The sequence below is a fragment of the Microbacterium sp. NPDC055442 genome (assembly GCF_053644215.1).
In genome coordinates this window covers 227,825-245,533 of sequence record NZ_JBSHLF010000003.1, presented here as the reverse complement: position 1 = coordinate 245,533, position 17,709 = coordinate 227,825, and the positions used below count along the sequence as shown (strand labels likewise).

Annotated in this window: 17 protein-coding genes; 5 read left to right on the top strand and 12 right to left on the bottom strand. The window is 68.2% G+C overall.

Annotated elements, in window-relative coordinates; translation table 11 throughout:
• Window positions 1-21 precede the first annotated feature (21 nt).
• Window positions 22-1,509, bottom strand: coding sequence for a CCA tRNA nucleotidyltransferase (locus tag ACWIBS_RS08420; protein WP_376130143.1), 1,488 nt, complete (start codon window positions 1,507-1,509; stop codon window positions 22-24).
• A gap of 10 nt (window positions 1,510-1,519) precedes the next feature.
• Window positions 1,520-3,172: a DUF7059 domain-containing protein gene (locus tag ACWIBS_RS08415; protein ID WP_376130146.1), complete on the bottom strand. Its 1,653-nt coding sequence runs from the start codon at window positions 3,170-3,172 to the stop codon at window positions 1,520-1,522.
• 94 nt (window positions 3,173-3,266) lie between these two features.
• On the opposite strand from ACWIBS_RS08415, the gene ACWIBS_RS08410 reads away from it, so the two are divergent.
• The 4 genes from ACWIBS_RS08410 to trxA all read left to right on the top strand — a co-directional run bounded on the left by ACWIBS_RS08410 (window position 3,267) and on the right by trxA (window position 8,475).
• Complete coding sequence (locus tag ACWIBS_RS08410) at window positions 3,267-5,402, top strand: DUF6049 family protein (protein ID WP_376130149.1); 2,136 nt, start codon at window positions 3,267-3,269, stop codon at window positions 5,400-5,402.
• Entirely contained in the window at window positions 5,399-7,000 is a 1,602-nt protein-coding gene (gene murJ, locus ACWIBS_RS08405) for a murein biosynthesis integral membrane protein MurJ (RefSeq protein WP_376130152.1), read from the top strand. The genes ACWIBS_RS08410 and murJ overlap by 4 nt, the downstream gene beginning before the upstream one ends.
• Before the next feature lie 94 nt (window positions 7,001-7,094).
• Complete coding sequence (gene trxB, locus ACWIBS_RS08400) at window positions 7,095-8,081, top strand: thioredoxin-disulfide reductase (protein ID WP_376130155.1); 987 nt, start codon at window positions 7,095-7,097, stop codon at window positions 8,079-8,081.
• A gap of 70 nt (window positions 8,082-8,151) precedes the next feature.
• Entirely contained in the window at window positions 8,152-8,475 is a 324-nt protein-coding gene (trxA, locus tag ACWIBS_RS08395; RefSeq protein WP_376130158.1) for a thioredoxin, read from the top strand.
• 57 nt (window positions 8,476-8,532) lie between these two features.
• On the opposite strand, the gene ACWIBS_RS08390 is transcribed toward trxA, so the two are convergent.
• The 10 genes from ACWIBS_RS08390 to rpmH form a co-directional block, all read right to left on the bottom strand.
• On the bottom strand, window positions 8,533-8,880 hold the full coding sequence (locus tag ACWIBS_RS08390; protein ID WP_376130161.1) for a tryptophan synthase subunit alpha: 348 nt from the start codon (window positions 8,878-8,880) through the stop codon (window positions 8,533-8,535).
• Window positions 8,881-8,966: 86 nt separating this feature from the next.
• The gene (locus ACWIBS_RS08385) at window positions 8,967-9,971 is read right to left on the bottom strand and encodes a ParB/RepB/Spo0J family partition protein (RefSeq protein WP_376130164.1); all 1,005 of its coding nucleotides are present in this window, start codon (window positions 9,969-9,971) and stop codon (window positions 8,967-8,969) included.
• Window positions 9,971-10,954 (bottom strand): ParA family protein, encoded by a 984-nt coding sequence (locus ACWIBS_RS08380; protein ID WP_376130167.1) that lies wholly within the window; start codon window positions 10,952-10,954, stop codon window positions 9,971-9,973. Before ACWIBS_RS08380 ends, ACWIBS_RS08385 begins: the two co-directional genes overlap by 1 nt.
• Window positions 10,955-11,120: 166 nt before the next feature.
• A complete protein-coding gene (locus tag ACWIBS_RS08375; RefSeq protein WP_376130170.1) occupies window positions 11,121-11,417 on the bottom strand; it encodes a GIY-YIG nuclease family protein in 297 nt (98 codons plus the stop codon).
• A gap of 1,301 nt (window positions 11,418-12,718) precedes the next feature.
• Window positions 12,719-13,342 (bottom strand): 16S rRNA (guanine(527)-N(7))-methyltransferase RsmG, encoded by a 624-nt coding sequence (rsmG, locus tag ACWIBS_RS08370; protein WP_376130173.1) that lies wholly within the window; start codon window positions 13,340-13,342, stop codon window positions 12,719-12,721.
• Between the two features lie 21 nt (window positions 13,343-13,363).
• The gene (locus tag ACWIBS_RS08365; RefSeq protein ID WP_376130176.1) at window positions 13,364-13,879 is read right to left on the bottom strand and encodes a Jag family protein; all 516 of its coding nucleotides are present in this window, start codon (window positions 13,877-13,879) and stop codon (window positions 13,364-13,366) included.
• A gap of 30 nt (window positions 13,880-13,909) precedes the next feature.
• Window positions 13,910-15,010, bottom strand: a complete 1,101-nt coding sequence (gene yidC, locus ACWIBS_RS08360; RefSeq protein ID WP_376130179.1) for a membrane protein insertase YidC — start codon at window positions 15,008-15,010, stop codon at window positions 13,910-13,912.
• Window positions 15,011-15,018: 8 nt separating this feature from the next.
• Complete coding sequence (gene yidD / locus ACWIBS_RS08355; protein ID WP_376130182.1) at window positions 15,019-15,375, bottom strand: membrane protein insertion efficiency factor YidD; 357 nt, start codon at window positions 15,373-15,375, stop codon at window positions 15,019-15,021.
• Window positions 15,372-15,710 (bottom strand): ribonuclease P protein component, encoded by a 339-nt coding sequence (rnpA, locus tag ACWIBS_RS08350; RefSeq protein WP_376130185.1) that lies wholly within the window; start codon window positions 15,708-15,710, stop codon window positions 15,372-15,374. The genes yidD and rnpA overlap by 4 nt, the downstream gene beginning before the upstream one ends.
• A 9-nt stretch (window positions 15,711-15,719) precedes the next feature.
• Window positions 15,720-15,857, bottom strand: coding sequence for a 50S ribosomal protein L34 (gene rpmH / locus ACWIBS_RS08345; protein WP_043595303.1), 138 nt, complete (start codon window positions 15,855-15,857; stop codon window positions 15,720-15,722).
• Between the two features lie 319 nt (window positions 15,858-16,176).
• Here rpmH and dnaA point away from each other — a divergent pair, with 319 nt between their 5' ends.
• On the top strand, window positions 16,177-17,601 hold the full coding sequence (gene dnaA, locus ACWIBS_RS08340) for a chromosomal replication initiator protein DnaA (protein ID WP_376130190.1): 1,425 nt from the start codon (window positions 16,177-16,179) through the stop codon (window positions 17,599-17,601).
• The last annotated feature ends 108 nt before the right edge of the window (window positions 17,602-17,709 follow it).

Here is a 17,709-nt window from a genome sequence, read left to right as displayed (position 1 = left end):
CGCGCCGCACGGGAGGTCTGCTCAGGCGCGGTCGGCCCACCACGCGCGCAGACGCCGCTCGGCTTCGTCTTCGCCCAGCACGCCCTCGTCGAGGCGCAGGTCGAGGAGGAACCGATAGGCCTCGCCCACTTCGCGCCCGGGGGTGAGGCCGAGGATCGCCTGGATCTGATTGCCGTCGAGGTCGGGACGGATCGCCTCGAGCTCCTCTTGCGCCGAGAGCTCGGCGATCCGCCGCTCGATGTCGTCGTAGGCGTTGCGCAACCGCGTCGCCTTGCGCCGGTTGCGGGTCGTGACGTCGGCACGAGTGAGGATGTGCAGGCGCTCGAGCTGCGATCCCGCGTCGCGTACGTACCGCCGGACGGCGGAGTCGGTCCATGCCCCCTCGGCATAGCCGAAGAACCGCAGGTGCTGCTCGATGAGCTGCGTCACGCCCGAGATCGTGTCCGAGTCGAACCGCAGCGCCTGCAGCCGTTTGCGCGCGAGCCGGGCGCCCTTGACGTCATGGTGATGGAACGTGACGCCGCCGCCGGGCTCGAGCCGCCGGGTCGCCGGCTTGCCGATGTCGTGCAGCAGCGCCGCGAGCCGCAGCGCGACGTCGGGGGCGGCATCCGGGTGCCGCTCGTGCTCGAGGTCGATCGTCTGCTGCAGCACCGTGAGGGAGTGCTCGTAGACGTCCTTGTGATGGTGGTGCTCGTCGACCTCGAGCTGCAGGGCCGGAATCTCGGGGAGGAACTCGCCCATGAGGCCGGTCTCGACGAGCAGCCGGATGCCGCGTGTCGGATCGTCGGTCTGCAGCAGCCGCACGAGCTCGCTCTGGATCCGCTCGGGGCTCACGATCTCGAGGGTGGCGCGCAGCTCGGTGATCGCCTCGACCGTCGCGGGGTCGACCTCGAAGCCCAGCTGCGACGAGAACCGCGCGGCACGCAGCATGCGCAGCGGGTCGTCGCCGAAGCTCACGTGCGGGTCGGCCGGTGTGCGCAGCACGCCGCGCACGAGGTCTTCGACGCCGCCCGTCGGATCGACGAGCGTCTGCGACGGCACGCGCAACGCCATGGCGTTGACGGTGAAGTCGCGGCGACCGAGGTCGGCCTCGATCGTGTCGCCGAATTCGACGGTGGGCTTGCGGGTCACGCCGTCGTAGCTGTCGGCCCGATAGGTCGTGACTTCGACCTGAGCCCCCGCGCCTCGAGGCTCCGCGGAGCGCGAACGCGATCCGTGGAGAAGGAGTGGGGAATCCCCCGCGACCTTCGCACCGATCGTGCCGAAGGCACGGCCGATGTCCCACTGCGCCGTGCTGATGGGCTTGATGATCCGCAGGATGTCGTCGGGCCGCGCGTTCGTCGTGAAATCGAGGTCGTGGGTCTCGCGGCCCAGCAGCGCGTCGCGCACCGGGCCGCCGACGATCGCGAGGTCGAACCCGGCGTCGGCGAAGGCGCGCGCGAGCGTCGCGACGACGGGAGACTCCGCGAGCGCGGCCAGGCGCGCGACGCCGTCGGCCATATTCAGCATGGGTTCGAGCCTACCGAGCGCCGTGGGGCGGATCCGGCGTCCACTTCTCCGGACGGATCGTCGGTTCCCGCTCCCCTGCCCCCGAAACGCCGTTTCTGTCCGGAGAACTCGACGCCCCACCGACGAGACTCAGGAATCCGGTGAACACGAGTTCGCGCACGCGGGGCAGCAGGTCGGCGCGCAGCGCGACGGCATCGACCTCGAGCAGCTCCGCGATGGCGTCGATCAGCAGGCCGAGCGGCAGGTCGCCGTCGCACGCGCCGACGAGCGCCGCCAGACCCGGGTCGACCGACAGCGACCGGCCGAACCCCGCACCCTGGCGCAGCTCGATGACGGTCGGCGCCTCGGCTCCCGGCAGCTGGTGCCGGGCCTCGGTGACATCGGCCGCGACGAGCGCGACGCAGGCGGCCAGCGCCGCATCGTCGAGCCGCGCGAGCGCGTCATGCGCATCGAGCGCGTCGGCGAGATGCCGCCCGAGCCCGCCGTCGGGCAGCGCCTGGGTCACCCGCTCGTACCGTGACAGCGTCGCCTCGCCCGCCGCCGGGCGCCGCAGCAGGACGTAGCCGAAGCCGATCGATGACACGGCGCGGGCGTCGAAGTCCTCGAGCCAGGCGTCGATGAGCCGCGCGTATTCGGGCGTTCCGAGCAGGGTGCCGCCGTCGCGCACCCACAGCTCGGCGTACGACAGCGGGTCGAGCTGCTCCCGCTCGACGACCCACGCGTCGAGGGCGACGGGCGCCGCCGCGATCCACTCCCGAACGCGCTCGAGACCGTCGACGCCGTCGCGGGTCTCCCAGTTGCCGAGCAGCTGCGCGACACCGCCAGGCGAAAGGTGGGCCCCGACACCCGAGACGACGGCCGCGACGAGCCCGTCACCCGTGAAGCCGGCGTCGCGGTACTCGTAGGCGGGCACGCCCGCGACACGCGGCGTGATGACGAAGGGCGGGTTGGACACGATCCGGTCGAACTGCTCGCCCGCGACGGGCGCGAACAGGCTGCCGTGCCGCGGCTCGATGCCGTCGACGCCGCACAGCGCGGCGTTGAGGCGCGTGAACCGCAGGGCGCGCTCCGAGATGTCGGTCGCCACGACGCGATCCACGGCGCGACGTGCCCGCAGCGACTGGATGCCGCACCCGCTGCCGAGATCGAGGCCCCGCTCGGCGGGCGTCGGCAGCTGCAGCGACGCGAGCGTCAACGACGCGCCACCGACCCCGAGCACGTGGTCTTCGGGCAGCGCACCCTGCAGGGCGCTCTCGTCGAGGTCGCTCGCGATCCACCATTCCCCGTCGCCGCGCTCGTCCGCGAACGACTGCGGACGCACGATCGCCACGGGTTCGATCTCGTCCCCGGACACGACGGCAAGACCGAGGGCGACGAGGCCCGTGCACCCCGTGCGCGGCAGGCTCCGATCGACGGATGCCGCGGGTTGCGGCATCCCGAGCACGAGAAGTCGTCCCAGCACGGCGAGGGGGTCGTCGCGGCCGGTGAGCGCGCGCAGCGCCGGTGAGCGCAGGCCGCGCGCGATCGCCGTGTCGGCGGTCTCACCCCACGCGGCGCGCAGCGCGGCCGACGTGAAGCCGGCGTCGCGCAGGTCGTCGGCGAGCGCGCGGCACAGGGCAGGATCGGGCTCGGGAAGCAGGGGTCGAGAGGTCACGTCCTCCATTCAACCGCGTGCGCTGTCGGAGGTCTCCGAGGGGCGGACCGTAGAATCTGTTCGGTCGTGCGGTCCGCAATCGCACAGGAGCGAACCCAGAGCAATGATCGACACCCCCCTGAGGAAGAGCCGGCCCCGGCGCGCGCTGTCGATCCTCACGGCGCTGACGGTCGCCCTCGGGCTCGGGATGCCGCTTCCCGCGGCCGCCGACGCACCGAGCCCGTCGCCCACGCCCGCCGCCACGGATGCGGCCCCGACGGGCACGACATCTTTCACCCTCGCACCGCTGCGCAACGGCATCCTGAACGCCGGCGAGACGCTCACGGTGTCGGTCACGCTGCACAACGACACGACGGCGGGGATCGCCGCGACACCCGTGACCCTCGCGCTCGGCACCGCTCCGCTCGCGGGGCGCGCCGAGCTGACGGCGTGGCTCGCGGGCTCGTCCGACGTCACGACGCGCACCGTCGCCACCGGCACGATCGACCCCGTCTCCGCCGGCGAACAGCAGACCACCGCGATCCTCGTGCCGCCCGAGACCCCCGAACTCGTCGAGCTGCGACCGGGCGTGTATCCGCTCGAGGCCGCGTACGACTCGCCCGACGGCGCCGTGGTGTCGACGAGCGTCATCGTCGTGCCCGCACCCGACCGACCGCTCAGCGCGTCGTTCATCGTGCCGATCACGGTCGACGCGCGCGCCGACGCGCTGCTGACGGCGAGCGAGCTCGAGCGACTCACGGCGCCTGACGGAGAGCTGACGAGCCAGCTCGAGGGCGTCTCGGGCACGAGCGCGATCCTCGCGGTCGACCCCGCGATCCCGGCCGCGATCCGCGTGCTCGGAATCGCCGCTCCGGAGAGTGCGACGAGCTGGCTGGAGAGTCTCGAGGCCCTCGGCAACACGCGCTTCGCGCTGCAGTTCGGCGACGCCGACCCGGCCGTGCAGCTCGAAGCGGGGCTCTCGCGCCCGCTCGAGCCCACGTCGTTCGCGGCCTCGATGACGGCGGCCGACTTTCCGCCCGTCGCCGAACCGACCCCGACACTGCCCGTGGCCCCGACGCCGGCCCCGACCGAGCCGGCCGACCCGCAGGCCCCCGTCTACCCCACGGTCGACGACGTGGTCGCGATCGGAACGGTCCGCGGCACGGTGTACTGGCCCGACGCCGGCAGCATCACGCGCGACGCCGTCGCGAAGCTCGGAGCCCTCGACGACGGCGCTGCGCTGACCGTCGTGCCCTCGACGGCGACGACCGCCGGCGCGAAGGGCGACGCGGTCGGCGCCCGCGCAGCCACGGGCGACGCGGGGCTGCTCGTCGCCGACGCCGAGATCTCGCGTCTGCTCTCGCAGGCCGCGGCGATCGACGAGTCGGCGCTGCGCGGCTCTCCCCTCGCCGCTGCGACCGGCTACCTCGCCTTCGCCGCCGCCGCCGATGCTCCCCTCCTCGTCGCCCTCGACCGCACGACCGCCCGGTCCTACATCGGGATCCGCACCGTCCTGAGCGCCGTCGCCGACTTCCCCGGCGTCATCACGCAGTCCCTCACGGGTGTCGCCGGCACGGCCGCCCAGGCGGTCGAGCTGGTCGACACCGAGCCTCCCGCCGAGCGCGTCGCCGCGGCATCCGCTCTCTTCGGCGACGAAGACGAGCTCGGCCGCTTCGCGACGATCCTCGACGATCCGGGTCTGCTGACCGGCATCGAGCGGGCCGAGATCCTGCAGCTGCTCGGCGTCGGCTGGGCCGCGCGGGCCGGCGACTTCACGACGGCGGTCGCGGAGCACCGCCTCGCGACGCGCGAGACGCTCGGGGCCGTGCGGCTGCTGCCCAACAAGACGATCAACCTCTTCGCCGCCGGCGCAGGCCTGCCGTTCACGGTGCGCAACGACCTTCCCTACGCCGTCAACCTCGTGCTCTACGCCAGTCCCAACGACCTGCGACTGAACGTGCGCCGCGCGAACGACATCGTCGCGACGCCGCAGAGCAACACGCGCGTGGAGGTTCCGGTCGAAGCGCGCGTCGGAAACGGCGAGGTCACCCTCGAGCTGCAGCTGCGCAGCCCCTCGTTCGTCGCGATCGGCCCATCCGAGCGGGTCGAGGTGAACGTGCGGGCGGAGTGGGAGACGGTCGGCCTCGTCGCGCTGGCCGTCATCGTCGGCGGACTCCTCGTGCTCGGTGTGCTGCGCACGATCCTGCGTGCTCGGGAGCGCCGCCGTGGCGAAACACCCTCGAGCGAGGATGCACCGTGAGCGTCGGCAGGGCGAGCGCCCTCATCGGCGCGGGCACCCTCGTCTCGCGCGTGACGGGCCTCATCCGCACGATCGTGCTCGTGACGGTGCTCGGTGCGGTCTTCAGCCGCGCGGGCGACGCCTTCGCGATCGCGAACCAGCTGCCCAACACGATCTACGAGATCATCTCGTACGGCCTGCTCACCGCCGTCATCGTGCCGCAGATCGTGCGCGCCAGTGCGCACGCCGACGGGGGTCGCACGTTCATCTCGAAGCTGTTCACGCTCGGCACCGTCGTGCTGCTCGTGACGAGCGCCGTGGCGACGCTGTGCGCTCCCCTGCTGGTCGAGCTCTTCGCCCCGGGGTTCGCGCCCGATCAGAAGGCGCTCGCGACGGTGCTGGCCTACTGGTGCCTGCCGCAGATCTTCTTCTACGGCCTCTACGCCCTCGTGGGCGAAGCGCTCAACGCCCGCAAGGTCTACGGGCCCTTCACCTGGGCGCCGATCGTCAACAACGTCGTGTCCATCGCCGGCTTCGGGCTCATCGGCGTGGTCTTCGGCACGGAGCTGACCGCGGTGTCCGACTGGACACCGACGATGGTCACGGCACTCGGGGCCACCGCGACCGGCGGGATCGTCATCCAAGCGCTCGTGCTGCTCTTCTTCTGGCGGCGCACAGGACTGCACCTGCGGCCGGACTTCCGGTGGCGTGGCGTCGGCCTCGGTCACATCGGACGCCTCGCGGGATGGACCTTCGCGATGGTCGTCGTCCGCACGCTCGCCGGGCTCGTGCAGACCCGCGTCATCACCGAGGCATCGGGCGACGGACCGTCCGCGTTCGCGATGGCCAACGCGTGGCTCGTCTTCATGCTGCCGTACTCGATCATCGTCATGTCGATCGGGACGCCGTACTTCACCCGCCTCTCCGAGCACGCGCACGCCGGACGCGACGACGACGTGCGAACCGACCTGTCGGCCAGCATCCGTGTCACGGGGATGCTCATCACGATCGCCGCCGCAGCCCTCATCGCCGCCGCCGTTCCCGCGACCCGGGTCTTCGCCGACAGTGCCGGGGCGGCCGTCGCTGCGGCTCCCGTCCTCGTGGCCTACCTCGTGGGGCTGATCCCGCTCTCGGTGCTGTTCGTCGTGCAACGTGCCTTCTATGCCTACAACGACACCCGCACGCCGTTCGTGTTCACGGTCATCCAGTGCGGGCTCTTCGTGATCCTCGTGCTCGTCGCGCAGGCGACGCTGCCGCTCGCGCAGCTTGCCGCGGGAGTCGCGCTCGGCCAGTCGATCTCGACGCTCGTGCAGGTCGTCATCGCCACGACCCTCCTGCGGCGGCGGCTGGGTGCGCTCGGCGCGGGCGCGTGGTTCGTCGCGTACGGGCGCTTCCTCATCGCCGCCGTCCCCGCCGCCGCGGCGGGGTGGCTGACCTTCCTGCTGCTCGGGGGCGATGCCGGCTGGGCCGTCGCCGACAAGCTGCTCGGCGCCGTCGCGACGGCACTCATCGGTCTGGTCTCGTTCGCGGTGTATGTCGGGGTGCTCGCACTGCTGCGCGCGCCCGAGCTGCGCCCCGCTCTGGATCTCGCACGCCGCGTCATCCCCCGCCGTCGCTGATCGCCGCGGGTCCCGCCGGCGGTGGAATGCGGCGTGGTTAGCATGGGTTGATGTCAGCGGATGCCGCAGCATCCGTCATCGAGAAGGAGTCTTCGTGCGTCACGTCATCGTCATCGGTTCCGGACCGGCCGGATACACCGCCGCCATCTACGCGGCGCGGGCCAATCTCGAGCCGCTCGTCGTGGCGAGCTCGGTCGAGGCCGGTGGTGAGCTCATGAACACGACCGATGTCGAGAACTTCCCCGGTTTCCCCGAGGGGATCATGGGCCCCGACCTGATGGCGAAGATGCAGGCGCAGGCGGAACGGTTCGGCGCAGAGGTGCTGTACGACGATGTCGTGTCGCTCGATGTCGACGGACCCGTCAAGCGCGTGGTCCTGGGCTCGGGTGGCGTGCACGAGGCGGAGTCGATCGTGTTCGCGACCGGTTCGGCGCCGCGCAAGATCGGGATCGAAGGCGAAGCCCGTCTCGCCGGCCGTGGAGTGTCGTACTGCGCGACCTGTGACGGGTTCTTCTTCCGCGAGCGCACGATCGCCGTCGTCGGCGGAGGCGACTCGGCGATGGAGGAAGCCACGTTCCTCACCAAGTTCGCCTCGAAGGTCTACGTCATCCACCGCCGCGACGAGCTGCGCGCATCCAAGATCATGCAGGACCGCGCCTTCGCCAACGACAAGATCGAGTTCGTGTGGAACAGCGAAGTCGCCGACATCCTCGGTGAGGACGCCGTCACGGGCATCGTGCTGAGCGACACCCGCACGGGTGAGACGCGCGAGCTCGCGCTCGACGGCGTCTTCGTCGCGATCGGCAACGACCCGCGCACGCACCTCGTGCACGGCAAGCTCGACCTCACCCCCGAAGGCACGGTGTGGGTCGACGGTCGCACCTCACGCACCTCGGTGCCGGGCATCTTCGCCGCCGGCGACGTCATCGACCCCACGTACCGGCAGGCCGTCACGGCCGCGGGCAGCGGCACCGTGGCCGCGCTCGACGTCGAGCACTACCTCGCCGCACTCGGCGAGGCGGGGACTCCGGCCGCCGAATCCTCCCCCATCGACGGGCTCGCCGACGTCGGCGTCGCCTGACACCCTCGGAACAAACCCGGCGTCTCGCACGTTTCCCCCATCCAGAGACGTCCCACAGAAGGAGATACACATGACCGCCAAGGCGACGACGTCGGCCACCTGGGAGCAGGACGTGCTCCAGGCCGAAGGACCCGTGCTCGTGGACTTCTGGGCCGCATGGTGTGGACCGTGTCGCATGGTCGCTCCCGTTCTCGACGAGATCCAGGCCGAGAACCCCGACAAGATCACGATCCTCAAGCTCAACGTCGACGAGAACCCTGATCTCGCGATGAAGTACCAGATCACCTCGATCCCGGCGATGAAGGTCTTCAACAAGGGCGAGGTCGAGGCGACCATCGTCGGCGCCAAGCCGAAGTTCGCGCTCGAGCAGGACCTCGCCAAGTACATCGGCTGACACCTAGCATCCGAAGCCCCCGGTGATGTTTTCCTACGTCATCGGGGGTTTCGTGTTCTATGAGGCGTCTGCGCGCACCGTGGCATCCCAGAGGCGGTGCGTATTGGCGTCACCGAGCAGCCGCCAGACGGCGGGCGTCAGCTGCGGATAGTCCTCGGCGATCTGACGCAGCACGCGATAGTGCCGGGCAGCCGTCGGACGCACGCCGCCGTCGGCCTCGATGTTCTCGGCGCGCAGCGTGAACACGACGAGCTCGTCAACCGTCGGCAAGTCCTCCATGAACTCCCACGGGTCTTCACCGGAACGCAGACGCTCGTCGATGACGACGGAAAGTTCGTCGGTCGCCTCGGCACGCAGCAGTTCCAAGCTCGCTCGGCGCCGGGGCGTCTGGTCGTCGTTCCTCACCTATCCAGGGTACGTCGGTACGGCGATGCGGGTGCCGACGCCGACCGGGATGTTCTCGAGGCGGGTGCCGCGTGCTCGACGCTTCGTCAGCTCGCGCCGAACGGCGTCTCGCCGAGTTCCTCGAGGATGCGGTTGAGATCCTGGATGCTGGCGAAATCAATGCTGATCTGGCCCTTTCGGGCGCCTAGTGCGATCTTGACGCGCGTGTTGAGGCGATCCCCGAGCCGTCCCGCGAGGTCGTCAAGGTGTGCGCGCCGGGACCCGGCTTGCGGCTTCGGACGGCGTGTGCCGGCGGCATCCGTCATCTTCGCGGCAGCTTCGGCGGCGCGCACGGAGAGGTCCTCGTTGACGATCTTGTCGGCCAGCCGCTGCATCGCGTCAGTGTCGTCGACCGACAGGATCGCGCGGGCATGACCGGCCGTGAGCACGCCGGCGGCGACGCGCTGCTGCACGGGCACGGGAAGCTTGAGCAGGCGGATCGTGTTGCTGATCTGCGGGCGGGAACGGCCGATCCGGCTCGCGAGCTCCTCTTGCGTGATCCCGAAGTCGGCGAGGAGCTGCTCATAGGCCGAGGCCTCTTCGAGCGGGTTCAGTTCGGAGCGGTGAAGGTTCTCGAGCAGAGCGTCGCGCAGCAGGTGCTCGTCGGAGGTCTCGCGGATGACGGCGGGGATCGACTCGAGGCCCGCCTCGCGGGCGGCGCGGGTGCGGCGCTCGCCCATGATGAGCTCGTACGTGCCCTCGCCTGTGTCGCGCACGACGACGGGCTGCAGTACGCCGAACTCGCGAACGCTGTGCACGAGCTCGGCGAGGTCGTCGGCATCGAAGTGCGTGCGCGGCTGGCGCGGGTTGGGAACGATCGTGTGCGGATCGATGTGCGCGAGGTGCGCGCCGGGGACCGCGACGAGCTCAGGCGACGCGGGAGCCGTTGTCGTCGTGGTCGCGTCGTCGGGCGATGCGGCGCCGTCGGGCGAAGGATCCCCTTCTGACGGGGTCCCCCGCGGGAAGAACACGTCGGCGGGACGAGCCTCAGTGGGTTCGCTGGTGGGAATGAGGGCGCCGATGCCGCGACCGAGGCCTGTGCGCTTCGCCATCAGGACTCCTCTTCTTCTCGTGGGGGTTGAGGGGCGCCGTCGCGCCGGATGATCTCGACAGCGGCTTCGCGGTAGGCGACCGCGCCGGCGGATTGGCCGTCGTAGGCGATGACCGTCTGTCCGAAGCTCGGCGCTTCCGAAACACGCACCGAACGTGGGATGACGGTGTCGAGCACCTCGTTCGGAAAGTGCTGTCGTACTTCTTCGGCGACCTGCTGAGCGAGGCGGGTGCGCCCGTCGTACATGGTGAGCATGATCGTCGACAGGTTCAGACGCGGATTGAGGTGCTTCTGGATCATCTGGACCGTGCCGAGCAGCTGGCTCAGGCCTTCCAGCGCGTAGTACTCGCACTGGATCGGGATGAGCAGCTCGGTGGCGGCGGTGAAGGCGTTGATCGTGAGCAGACCGAGCGAGGGCGGGCAGTCGATGAGCACGAAATCGAGGCGATGCTCCTCGTTCGCGAGGTAGCTGTCGAGTGCGGTGCGCAGGCGATGTTCGCGGGCGACCTGCGAGACGAGCTCGATTTCGGCACCCGCGAGGTGGATCGTGCTGGGGGCGCAGAACAGTCGGGGTGATTCGGGGCTGGTCTGGATGACGTCGGCGAGCGGAAACTCGTCGATCAGGACGTCGTAGATGCTCGGGATCTCCGCGCTATGAGGGACGCCGAGCGCCGTCGATGCGTTTCCCTGCGGGTCCAGGTCGATCACGAGCACGCGGGCGCCGGCAGCCGCGAGCGCGGCGGCGACATTGACCGTCGTGGTGGTCTTTCCCACCCCGCCCTTCTGGTTCGAGATCGTCAGGACGCGCGTGCGACCACTGAACTGAACTTCCGCGCTCTCGAGGACTCGTCGACGGGCATTGAGATCCGCGAGTTCCCGGGCGATCGGCGAGTCGTCGAGGCTGAAAGAGGATGCCGTCGGCGCCGGTTCGTCGGGATGTTCCACGTGAAACGGTCTCCTGGATGGGGTCGTCGGACAACGCATCCCACTCTAACCTGCCCCACCCCCACGCGGTGCTTCCGCGCAGGTGTCATGATCTCGATACGCGCACCGAACCACCACCCCCGGTGGTCGAGTAGGCGGCCCCGCCGCCGTATCGAAACCCCCACGTTTCACGTGAAACAAGAGATCTCGATACGCGCCTCCGGCGCTACTCGATCACCGAGGGGCGGCGGCGCTTCTTGCTCAGCTCCGGAAGCCGTTCGGCGCGTTCCTTCACGAGGGCCAAACGCTTCGCGCGACCCCAGTTTTGAACTTGCTTCTCGCGGCGGAACGCGTCTTCTACTCGCTCGTACTCTTCGAAGTACAGCAGCCTGACCGGCAGGCGACATCGCGTGTACGCCGATCCCTCGCCATTGTTGTGTTCCCACAGACGCCGCTCTAGATCACGGGTGCTGCCGACATAGGTAGTTCGGTCGCTGCACTCGAGGATGTACATGTATGCCATCGGTCCACGTTGACGTACGCGTGCGATTCTCAAGCACCACGGTCGGGCATTCGTGGTGAATGCCTGACGGACGTGCTCTGTGGAGGACACGTATGGACATGATCTCGATACGCGCCGCAGGCGCTACTCGATCACCGGGGACAGCGCACCCAACCGGTGGTCGAGTAGACGGCGAAGCCGGCGTATCGAGACCAGTTCGCCGCTGAGATCGTGTTTCACGTGAAACGAGGGGAGGATCTCGATACGCGCCGGAGGCGCTACTCGATCACCGGGTACGTGCGGCTATCCGGTGGTCGAGTAGACGGCGAAGCCGGCGTATCGAGACCAGGACACCCACTCACACCGGTGTTTCACGTGAAACGAGTGAAGATCTCGATACGCGCCGAAGGCGCTACTCGATCACCGGGTACGTGCGGCTATCCGGTGGTCGAGTAGACGGCGAAGCCGGCGTATCGAGACCAGGTCGCCCACCCACGCGGGTGTTTCACGTGAAACGTGGGGAGGATCTCGATACGCGCCGAAGGCGCTACTCGATCACCGGGACCGGCGCACCCACCGGTGGTCGAGTAGACGGCGAAGCCGGCGTATCGAGACCAGTTCGCCGCTGAGATCGTGTTTCACGTGAAACGCGGGGAGGATCTCGATACGCGCCGCAGGCGCTACTCGATCACCGGGGTTCGGCGCACCCACCGGTGGTCGAGTAGACGGCGAAGCCGGCGTATCGAGACCAGTTCGCCGCAGAGATCGCGTTTCACGTGAAACGAGTGAAGATCTCGATACGCGCCGCAGGCGCTACTCGATCACCGGGGTTCGGCGTCCCCACCGGTGGTCGAGTAGACGGCGAAACCGGCGTATCGAGACCAGTTCGCCACCGAGAGCGTGCTTCACGTGAAACGAGTGAAGATCTCGATACGCGCCGGGGGCGCTACTCGATCACCGGGGTCTGGCGTCCCCACCGGTGGTCGAGTAGACGGCGAAGCCGGCGTATCGAGACCAGTTCGCCGCTGAGAGCGTGCTTCACGTGAAACGTGGGGAGGATCTCGATACGCGCCGGGGGCGCTACTCGATCACCGGGACCGGCGCACCCGCCGGTGGTCGAGTAGTCGGGGAAGCCGGCGCATCGAGACCAGGAACCTCGCCACGCGGGTGTTTCACGTGAAACGTGGGGAGGATCTCGATACGCGCCGGAGGCGCTACTCGATCACCGGGACCGCGCGCCCACCCGGTGGTCGAGTAGACGGCGAAGCCGGCGTATCGAGACCACGCGCCGCAGGCGCTACTCGATCACCGGCGTCCGGAGGTCAGCGAACGGTGGCGCGGACGACGCGGGTGGGTTCGTCCAGGAGGTCGGCGCCCACGATCTCAACGCGCACGTCGGTCACGTGGAATCGGCGCAGCTGCTTCTGAGCCGCGTCGATCTCTCCCGGCGCGGAAGCTCCCTTGAGGAGGATCAGTTCACCGCCGTCCTTAACAAGAGGTGCGGTGATCGCCACGAGGGTGCGCAGCGCACTGACGGCTCGCGCGGTGACGACATCCAGCACGGGACCGCGATCCCAGTCCTCTGCCCGCGTGCGCAGCACTTCGACATTGTCGAGGCCGAGGTCGGCTACCTGCTCCGTCAACCAGGCGACGCGTCGCTCCATCGGCTCGATCAGCACGAACTCGACGTCAGGACGCGCGATAGCCAGGACGAGCCCGGGCAGTCCCGCACCTGATCCGACGTCTCCGACGCGGCCAGAGAACAGGGGAGCAACGACCGCACTGTTCAGAATGTGGCGCGACCACAACCGCGGCGGTTCGAGGGGACCGATGAGCCCGCGTTCTTCGCCGTGACGCCCCAGGGAATCGGCGAACCGGCGCGCCAGGTCGATGCGGTCGCCGAAGATCTCCGTGGCTGCGGCCGGCTCGATCTCGATGTCACTCATGAATGTTTCACGTGAAACGCGTCAGGCGCGCCGGATCACGGTGTGACGATCCGCGGCCTCGCCGTAGGACTCCGACACGAATCCCCGTTCCGCCACGACGTCGTGCACGAGCTTGCGCTCATAGCTCGACATCGCCGGCAGGGATGCCTGGGATGCGCCCTCGTCGAGCCGCTCGATCGCCCGGTCGACGAGCGCCTCGAGCTCGCGCTGGCGCGCATCACGGGATCCGCCGATGTCGAGGATCAGGCGTGAGAACCGACCGGTCTGGTTCTGCACGACGATGCGGGTGAGTTCTTGCAGCGCGTGCACCGTGTCGGGGTCGGACAAGAGGTCCACCGAGCCACCCTCCGGCGGCTCCACCGAGACATAGGCTCGACCGGACCGAACGTCGAGGTCGAGATCGCCGTCGATGTCAGCGATATCCAGGAGGCCCTCGATGAAGTCGGCGGCGATGTCGCCTTCCTGTTCGAGCTGCTCGACCGTCGCCGGCGCGCGCTCAGGCCGTTCCTCGGCGGAGACGTCGGGGGAGATGCTCATGGTGTCCTCGTTATCGTTCTGGTTCGGGTGTCAGCTTTTGCCGTCAGCGTCCGGCTTCTTCTGCGGTCCGGCACCGCCCTGCTTCTTCTTGGCACGCTGCTTGCTGACGGGCTGCTGGCGCTTCGGGGCCGCGGCACGAGCGCGCTCGGCCTCTTCGAGCAGACGCTGCTGCTCTGCGAGGTACTTCTCCATCGGGACGACCTTGCCCGACGAATCGATCGCCTTGCCCTTGCGAGCGAGCCGCTCTTCGCGTGCCTTGGCGGCATCCGAACCGGGAGTGGGCATTTCGCGGATGACGAGGAACTGCTGGCCCATCGTCCACAGGTTCGACACGAACCAGTAGATGACGACACCGAGCGGGAAGAACACACCCGAGAAGACGAACGCGAACGGCAGCACCCAGAGCATGATCTTCTGCATCTGGTAGGCCTGGCCGGTCTTGGCCTCGGGCGACAGGTTCTTCGAGATGATCTGCAGCTGCGTGAAGAACTGCGACCCGATCATGAGCACGACGAGGATCACGAGGATCACGATCGCGACGGTGTTGCTGCTCTCGACGGCGTTGATCAGCGTCTCGTGCAGGGATGCCACACCGAAGAGCTTCGCGTCATAGAACTCCTGTGTGAGCTCTGTGTTGAGCAGCCCGACACCGCTGAAGTTCGGATTGTCGCGGATCTTCTGCACATCGTTCAGCACGCTGAACAGGGCGAAGAAGACCGGCATCTGCACGAGCAGCGGCAGACAGCTCGACACGGGTGTCGTGCCGTGCTTCTTGTAGAGGGCCATCGTCTCGCGACTCATCGCCTCGCGGGAGAGCTGATCGCGCTTCCCGCGGTATTTCTCCTGAACTTTCCGCAGTTCAGGGGCGATTTCCATCATCTTCCGCTGGCTCTTGATCTGCTTGACGAAAAGCGGGATCATCGCCGAGCGCACGACGATGACGAGACCGACGATCGACAGAACCCAGGTGATGCCCTCTGCGGCAGGAAGCCCGGCCGCCGTGAACAGCCAGTGCCATCCGACGAGGACGAGCTCGACGAGCCATTTCAGCGGCCACAGGATGGTCCCGATGAGGTCGAATCCGCCTCCACCCGCGTCCGGGGCGGGTGTCGAGGCAAGCAGAAGATCCATACGGCGGATCAATCCTTTCCGGTGGGGACAGGCACGACGAACCCGTGAGGGGTCAGCGCGTGACGAAAGCTCGAATGGGCCGGAACGTCATCGACGCCCCCGACGGCCCACGGGTGGCAACGTGCGAGACGGGCGGCGGTCAGCGCCGCACCCTTGAGCGCACCGTGCTGCTGGACGGCGCCGACGGCATAGGCCGAGCACGACGGATAGTACTTGCAGACGTCGCCGTAGAGGTGCGAGATCGTCGCGCGGTAGCCGTGCAACAGCCCGAGCACGAGGTTGCGCGGAGCAAGCGGGATGGAAGGCAGCAGATCGGATGCCGCCCATCGGGCATCGCCGAGAGCATAGGCCGGAAGGACGCTCATGCTGCCGCCCGACGCGAGAGGCAGCGGACGACCTCGTCGCGCAGCTCACCGAAATCGGCCGTCGCCGCGCTCGGCAGCGCACGGATCACGATCTCGGCACCGGGCCGGACCGACGGCAGCGCTCCGGCACAGACGGCTTTGAGCCGACGGCGGACGGTGTTGCGCACAACGGCGGAGCCGACCTGGCGACTCACGATGAAACCGAAGCGAGCCGCGGAATCATCGGCCGAACCGCCGACGTACGTCACGGTGTGCTCGCCGACGCACCGTCGGCCCCGACGGACGACGGCCTTGTACTCCGCTCCGCGAGTGAGTCGGTTCGGCCTCGCCAGCAACGTGCTGGGTCAGGCGGAGAGCTCGGTGCGGCCCTTGCCGCGACGTGCCGCGAGGATCGCGCGGCCGGCGCGGGTGCGCATGCGGGCACGGAAGCCGTGCTTCTTGGCGCGGCGGCGGTTGTTGGGCTGGAACGTGCGCTTGCTCATGAGATCACTCCGGATGAGGTGGTCCGCGGGCTCCACGTGGATACGTCGAGGGCCGAAGACGACGATGAGGGGACCAGCCCCGAAGGGCATAAGTCAACCGGCTAAGGCTACGTGCATCGTCGTCAGAACTCAAACCGAACCCGGAACGGGTCATTATCCCCATTTCCCGCTCGGACCCTGGCAAAGACACGCCGCTCCTCCCTACAGTGGAGTTTGCTCCCGGGTCGCACCGTGACTAGCGTTGCTCCGGCAGTTATCCACAGGCGGTTCGCGATGAATCCGCGGCATCCGGTGGAATCATCAACACCCCGGGGGGGCTATGTCAGCGCACGAGAATCCAGATGTTCCTGTCTGGTCCGCTGTGCTGGATGTCCTTCGCACCGACGATCGCATCACCCCCCAGCTCGAGGGCTTCCTGAACCTCGCCGTGCCGCAGGGCGTCATGGCCGGCACCCTCTATCTCGATGTGCCCAACGACCTGACCGCGGCACAGTTCACCAAGCGCATGCGCGGTCCCGTGCTCGAGGCGATCGCCACCGCCTCGCCCCAGGGCGAAGTCACGCAGTTCCGCGTCGTCGTCAATCCCGATCTCGTCGATGCCCACCTCACCGTGCCGATCCCGATCCACACCGAGTCGCCGATCGCGTCCGCGCCGGCTCCGCGCTCCCCGATCGAAGACGTGCCGGATGCCGCGCCCGGCGTCACCCGCAGCGACACCCGCCTGAACCCGAAGTACACGTTCGACAGTTTCGTCATCGGGCAGTCCAACCGTTTCGCCCATGCCGCCGCCGTCGCCGTCGCCGAAGCCCCGGCCAAGGCCTACAACCCGCTCTTCATCTACGGTGACTCCGGACTCGGGAAGACGCACCTGCTGCACGCCATCGGCGACTACGCGATCAGCCTCTATGCCGGAATCAAGGTGCGCTACGTCTCGAGCGAAGAGTTCACGAACGATTTCATCAACTCGATCGCGAACAACCGCGGCTCGGCCTTCCAGGCGCGTTACCGCGAGGTCGACATCCTCCTGATCGACGACATCCAGTTCCTGCAGGGCCGCGCCGAGACGCAGGAAGCGTTCTTCCACACGTTCAACACGCTGCACGACCACAACAAGCAGGTCGTGATCACGAGCGATGTGCCGCCGAAGCACCTGACCGGATTCGAAGACCGCATGCGCAGCCGGTTCGAGTGGGGCCTCATCACCGACGTGCAGGCACCCGACCTCGAGACCCGCATCGCGATCCTCCGCAAGAAGGCCCAATCCGAGCGACTGCACATCCCCGACGAAGTGCTCGAGTACATCGCGACCGTCGTCTCATCGAACATCCGCGAGCTCGAGGGAGCGCTCATCCGCGTCTCCGCCTTCGCGAGCCTCAATCGCTCGACCCTCGACATGTCTCTCGCCCAGACCGTGCTGCGCGACATCATCGATCAGGACGACGCCAACGTCATCTCACCGACGGACATCATCACGGCCACCGCGCAGTACTTCAAGCTCACGGTCGACGATCTGTACGGTTCGAGCCGCTCCCAATCCATCGCGACGGCCCGTCAGATCGCGATGTACCTGTGTCGCGAGCGCACGAGCCTGTCTCTTCCCAAGATCGGGCAGCTCTTCGGCAATCGCGATCACACGACCGTGATGTACGCCTACAAGAAGATCAGCGAGCTCATGAAAGAGCGCCGCTCCATCTTCAATCAGGTGTCCGAGATCACGTCGCAGCTCGGTCGCGGCGGACGCTGATCCGTCGGTTTGACATGGGGCTCGCAAGGGCTCATCATGCAGGTTCTGCACATGTGGATAACCTGGGGATAACTTCGCCGGACTGTCGAATTCGTGTGCACGATCGAC

What these genes read in the sequence shown, in the direction of transcription:
- ACWIBS_RS08420 (WP_376130143.1), bottom strand. Translation starts at nt 1,509, where the DNA reads ATGCTGAATATGGCCGACGGCGTCGCGCGCCTGGCCGCGCTCGCGGAG.
- ACWIBS_RS08415 (WP_376130146.1), bottom strand. Translation starts at nt 3,172, where the DNA reads ATGGAGGACGTGACCTCTCGACCCCTGCTTCCCGAGCCCGATCCTGCC.
- rsmG (WP_376130173.1), bottom strand. Translation starts at nt 13,342, where the DNA reads ATGAGTGACATCGAGATCGAGCCGGCCGCAGCCACGGAGATCTTCGGC.
- ACWIBS_RS08375 (WP_376130170.1), bottom strand. Translation starts at nt 11,417, where the DNA reads ATGGCATACATGTACATCCTCGAGTGCAGCGACCGAACTACCTATGTC.
- trxA (WP_376130158.1), top strand. Translation starts at nt 8,152, where the DNA reads ATGACCGCCAAGGCGACGACGTCGGCCACCTGGGAGCAGGACGTGCTC.
- ACWIBS_RS08365 (WP_376130176.1), bottom strand. Translation starts at nt 13,879, where the DNA reads ATGAGCATCTCCCCCGACGTCTCCGCCGAGGAACGGCCTGAGCGCGCG.
- yidD (WP_376130182.1), bottom strand. Translation starts at nt 15,375, where the DNA reads ATGAGCGTCCTTCCGGCCTATGCTCTCGGCGATGCCCGATGGGCGGCA.
- rpmH (WP_043595303.1), bottom strand. Translation starts at nt 15,857, where the DNA reads ATGAGCAAGCGCACGTTCCAGCCCAACAACCGCCGCCGCGCCAAGAAG.
- yidC (WP_376130179.1), bottom strand. Translation starts at nt 15,010, where the DNA reads ATGGATCTTCTGCTTGCCTCGACACCCGCCCCGGACGCGGGTGGAGGC.
- ACWIBS_RS08410 (WP_376130149.1), top strand. Translation starts at nt 3,267, where the DNA reads ATGATCGACACCCCCCTGAGGAAGAGCCGGCCCCGGCGCGCGCTGTCG.
- dnaA (WP_376130190.1), top strand. Translation starts at nt 16,177, where the DNA reads ATGTCAGCGCACGAGAATCCAGATGTTCCTGTCTGGTCCGCTGTGCTG.
- ACWIBS_RS08380 (WP_376130167.1), bottom strand. Translation starts at nt 10,954, where the DNA reads ATGCGTTGTCCGACGACCCCATCCAGGAGACCGTTTCACGTGGAACAT.
- ACWIBS_RS08385 (WP_376130164.1), bottom strand. Translation starts at nt 9,971, where the DNA reads ATGGCGAAGCGCACAGGCCTCGGTCGCGGCATCGGCGCCCTCATTCCC.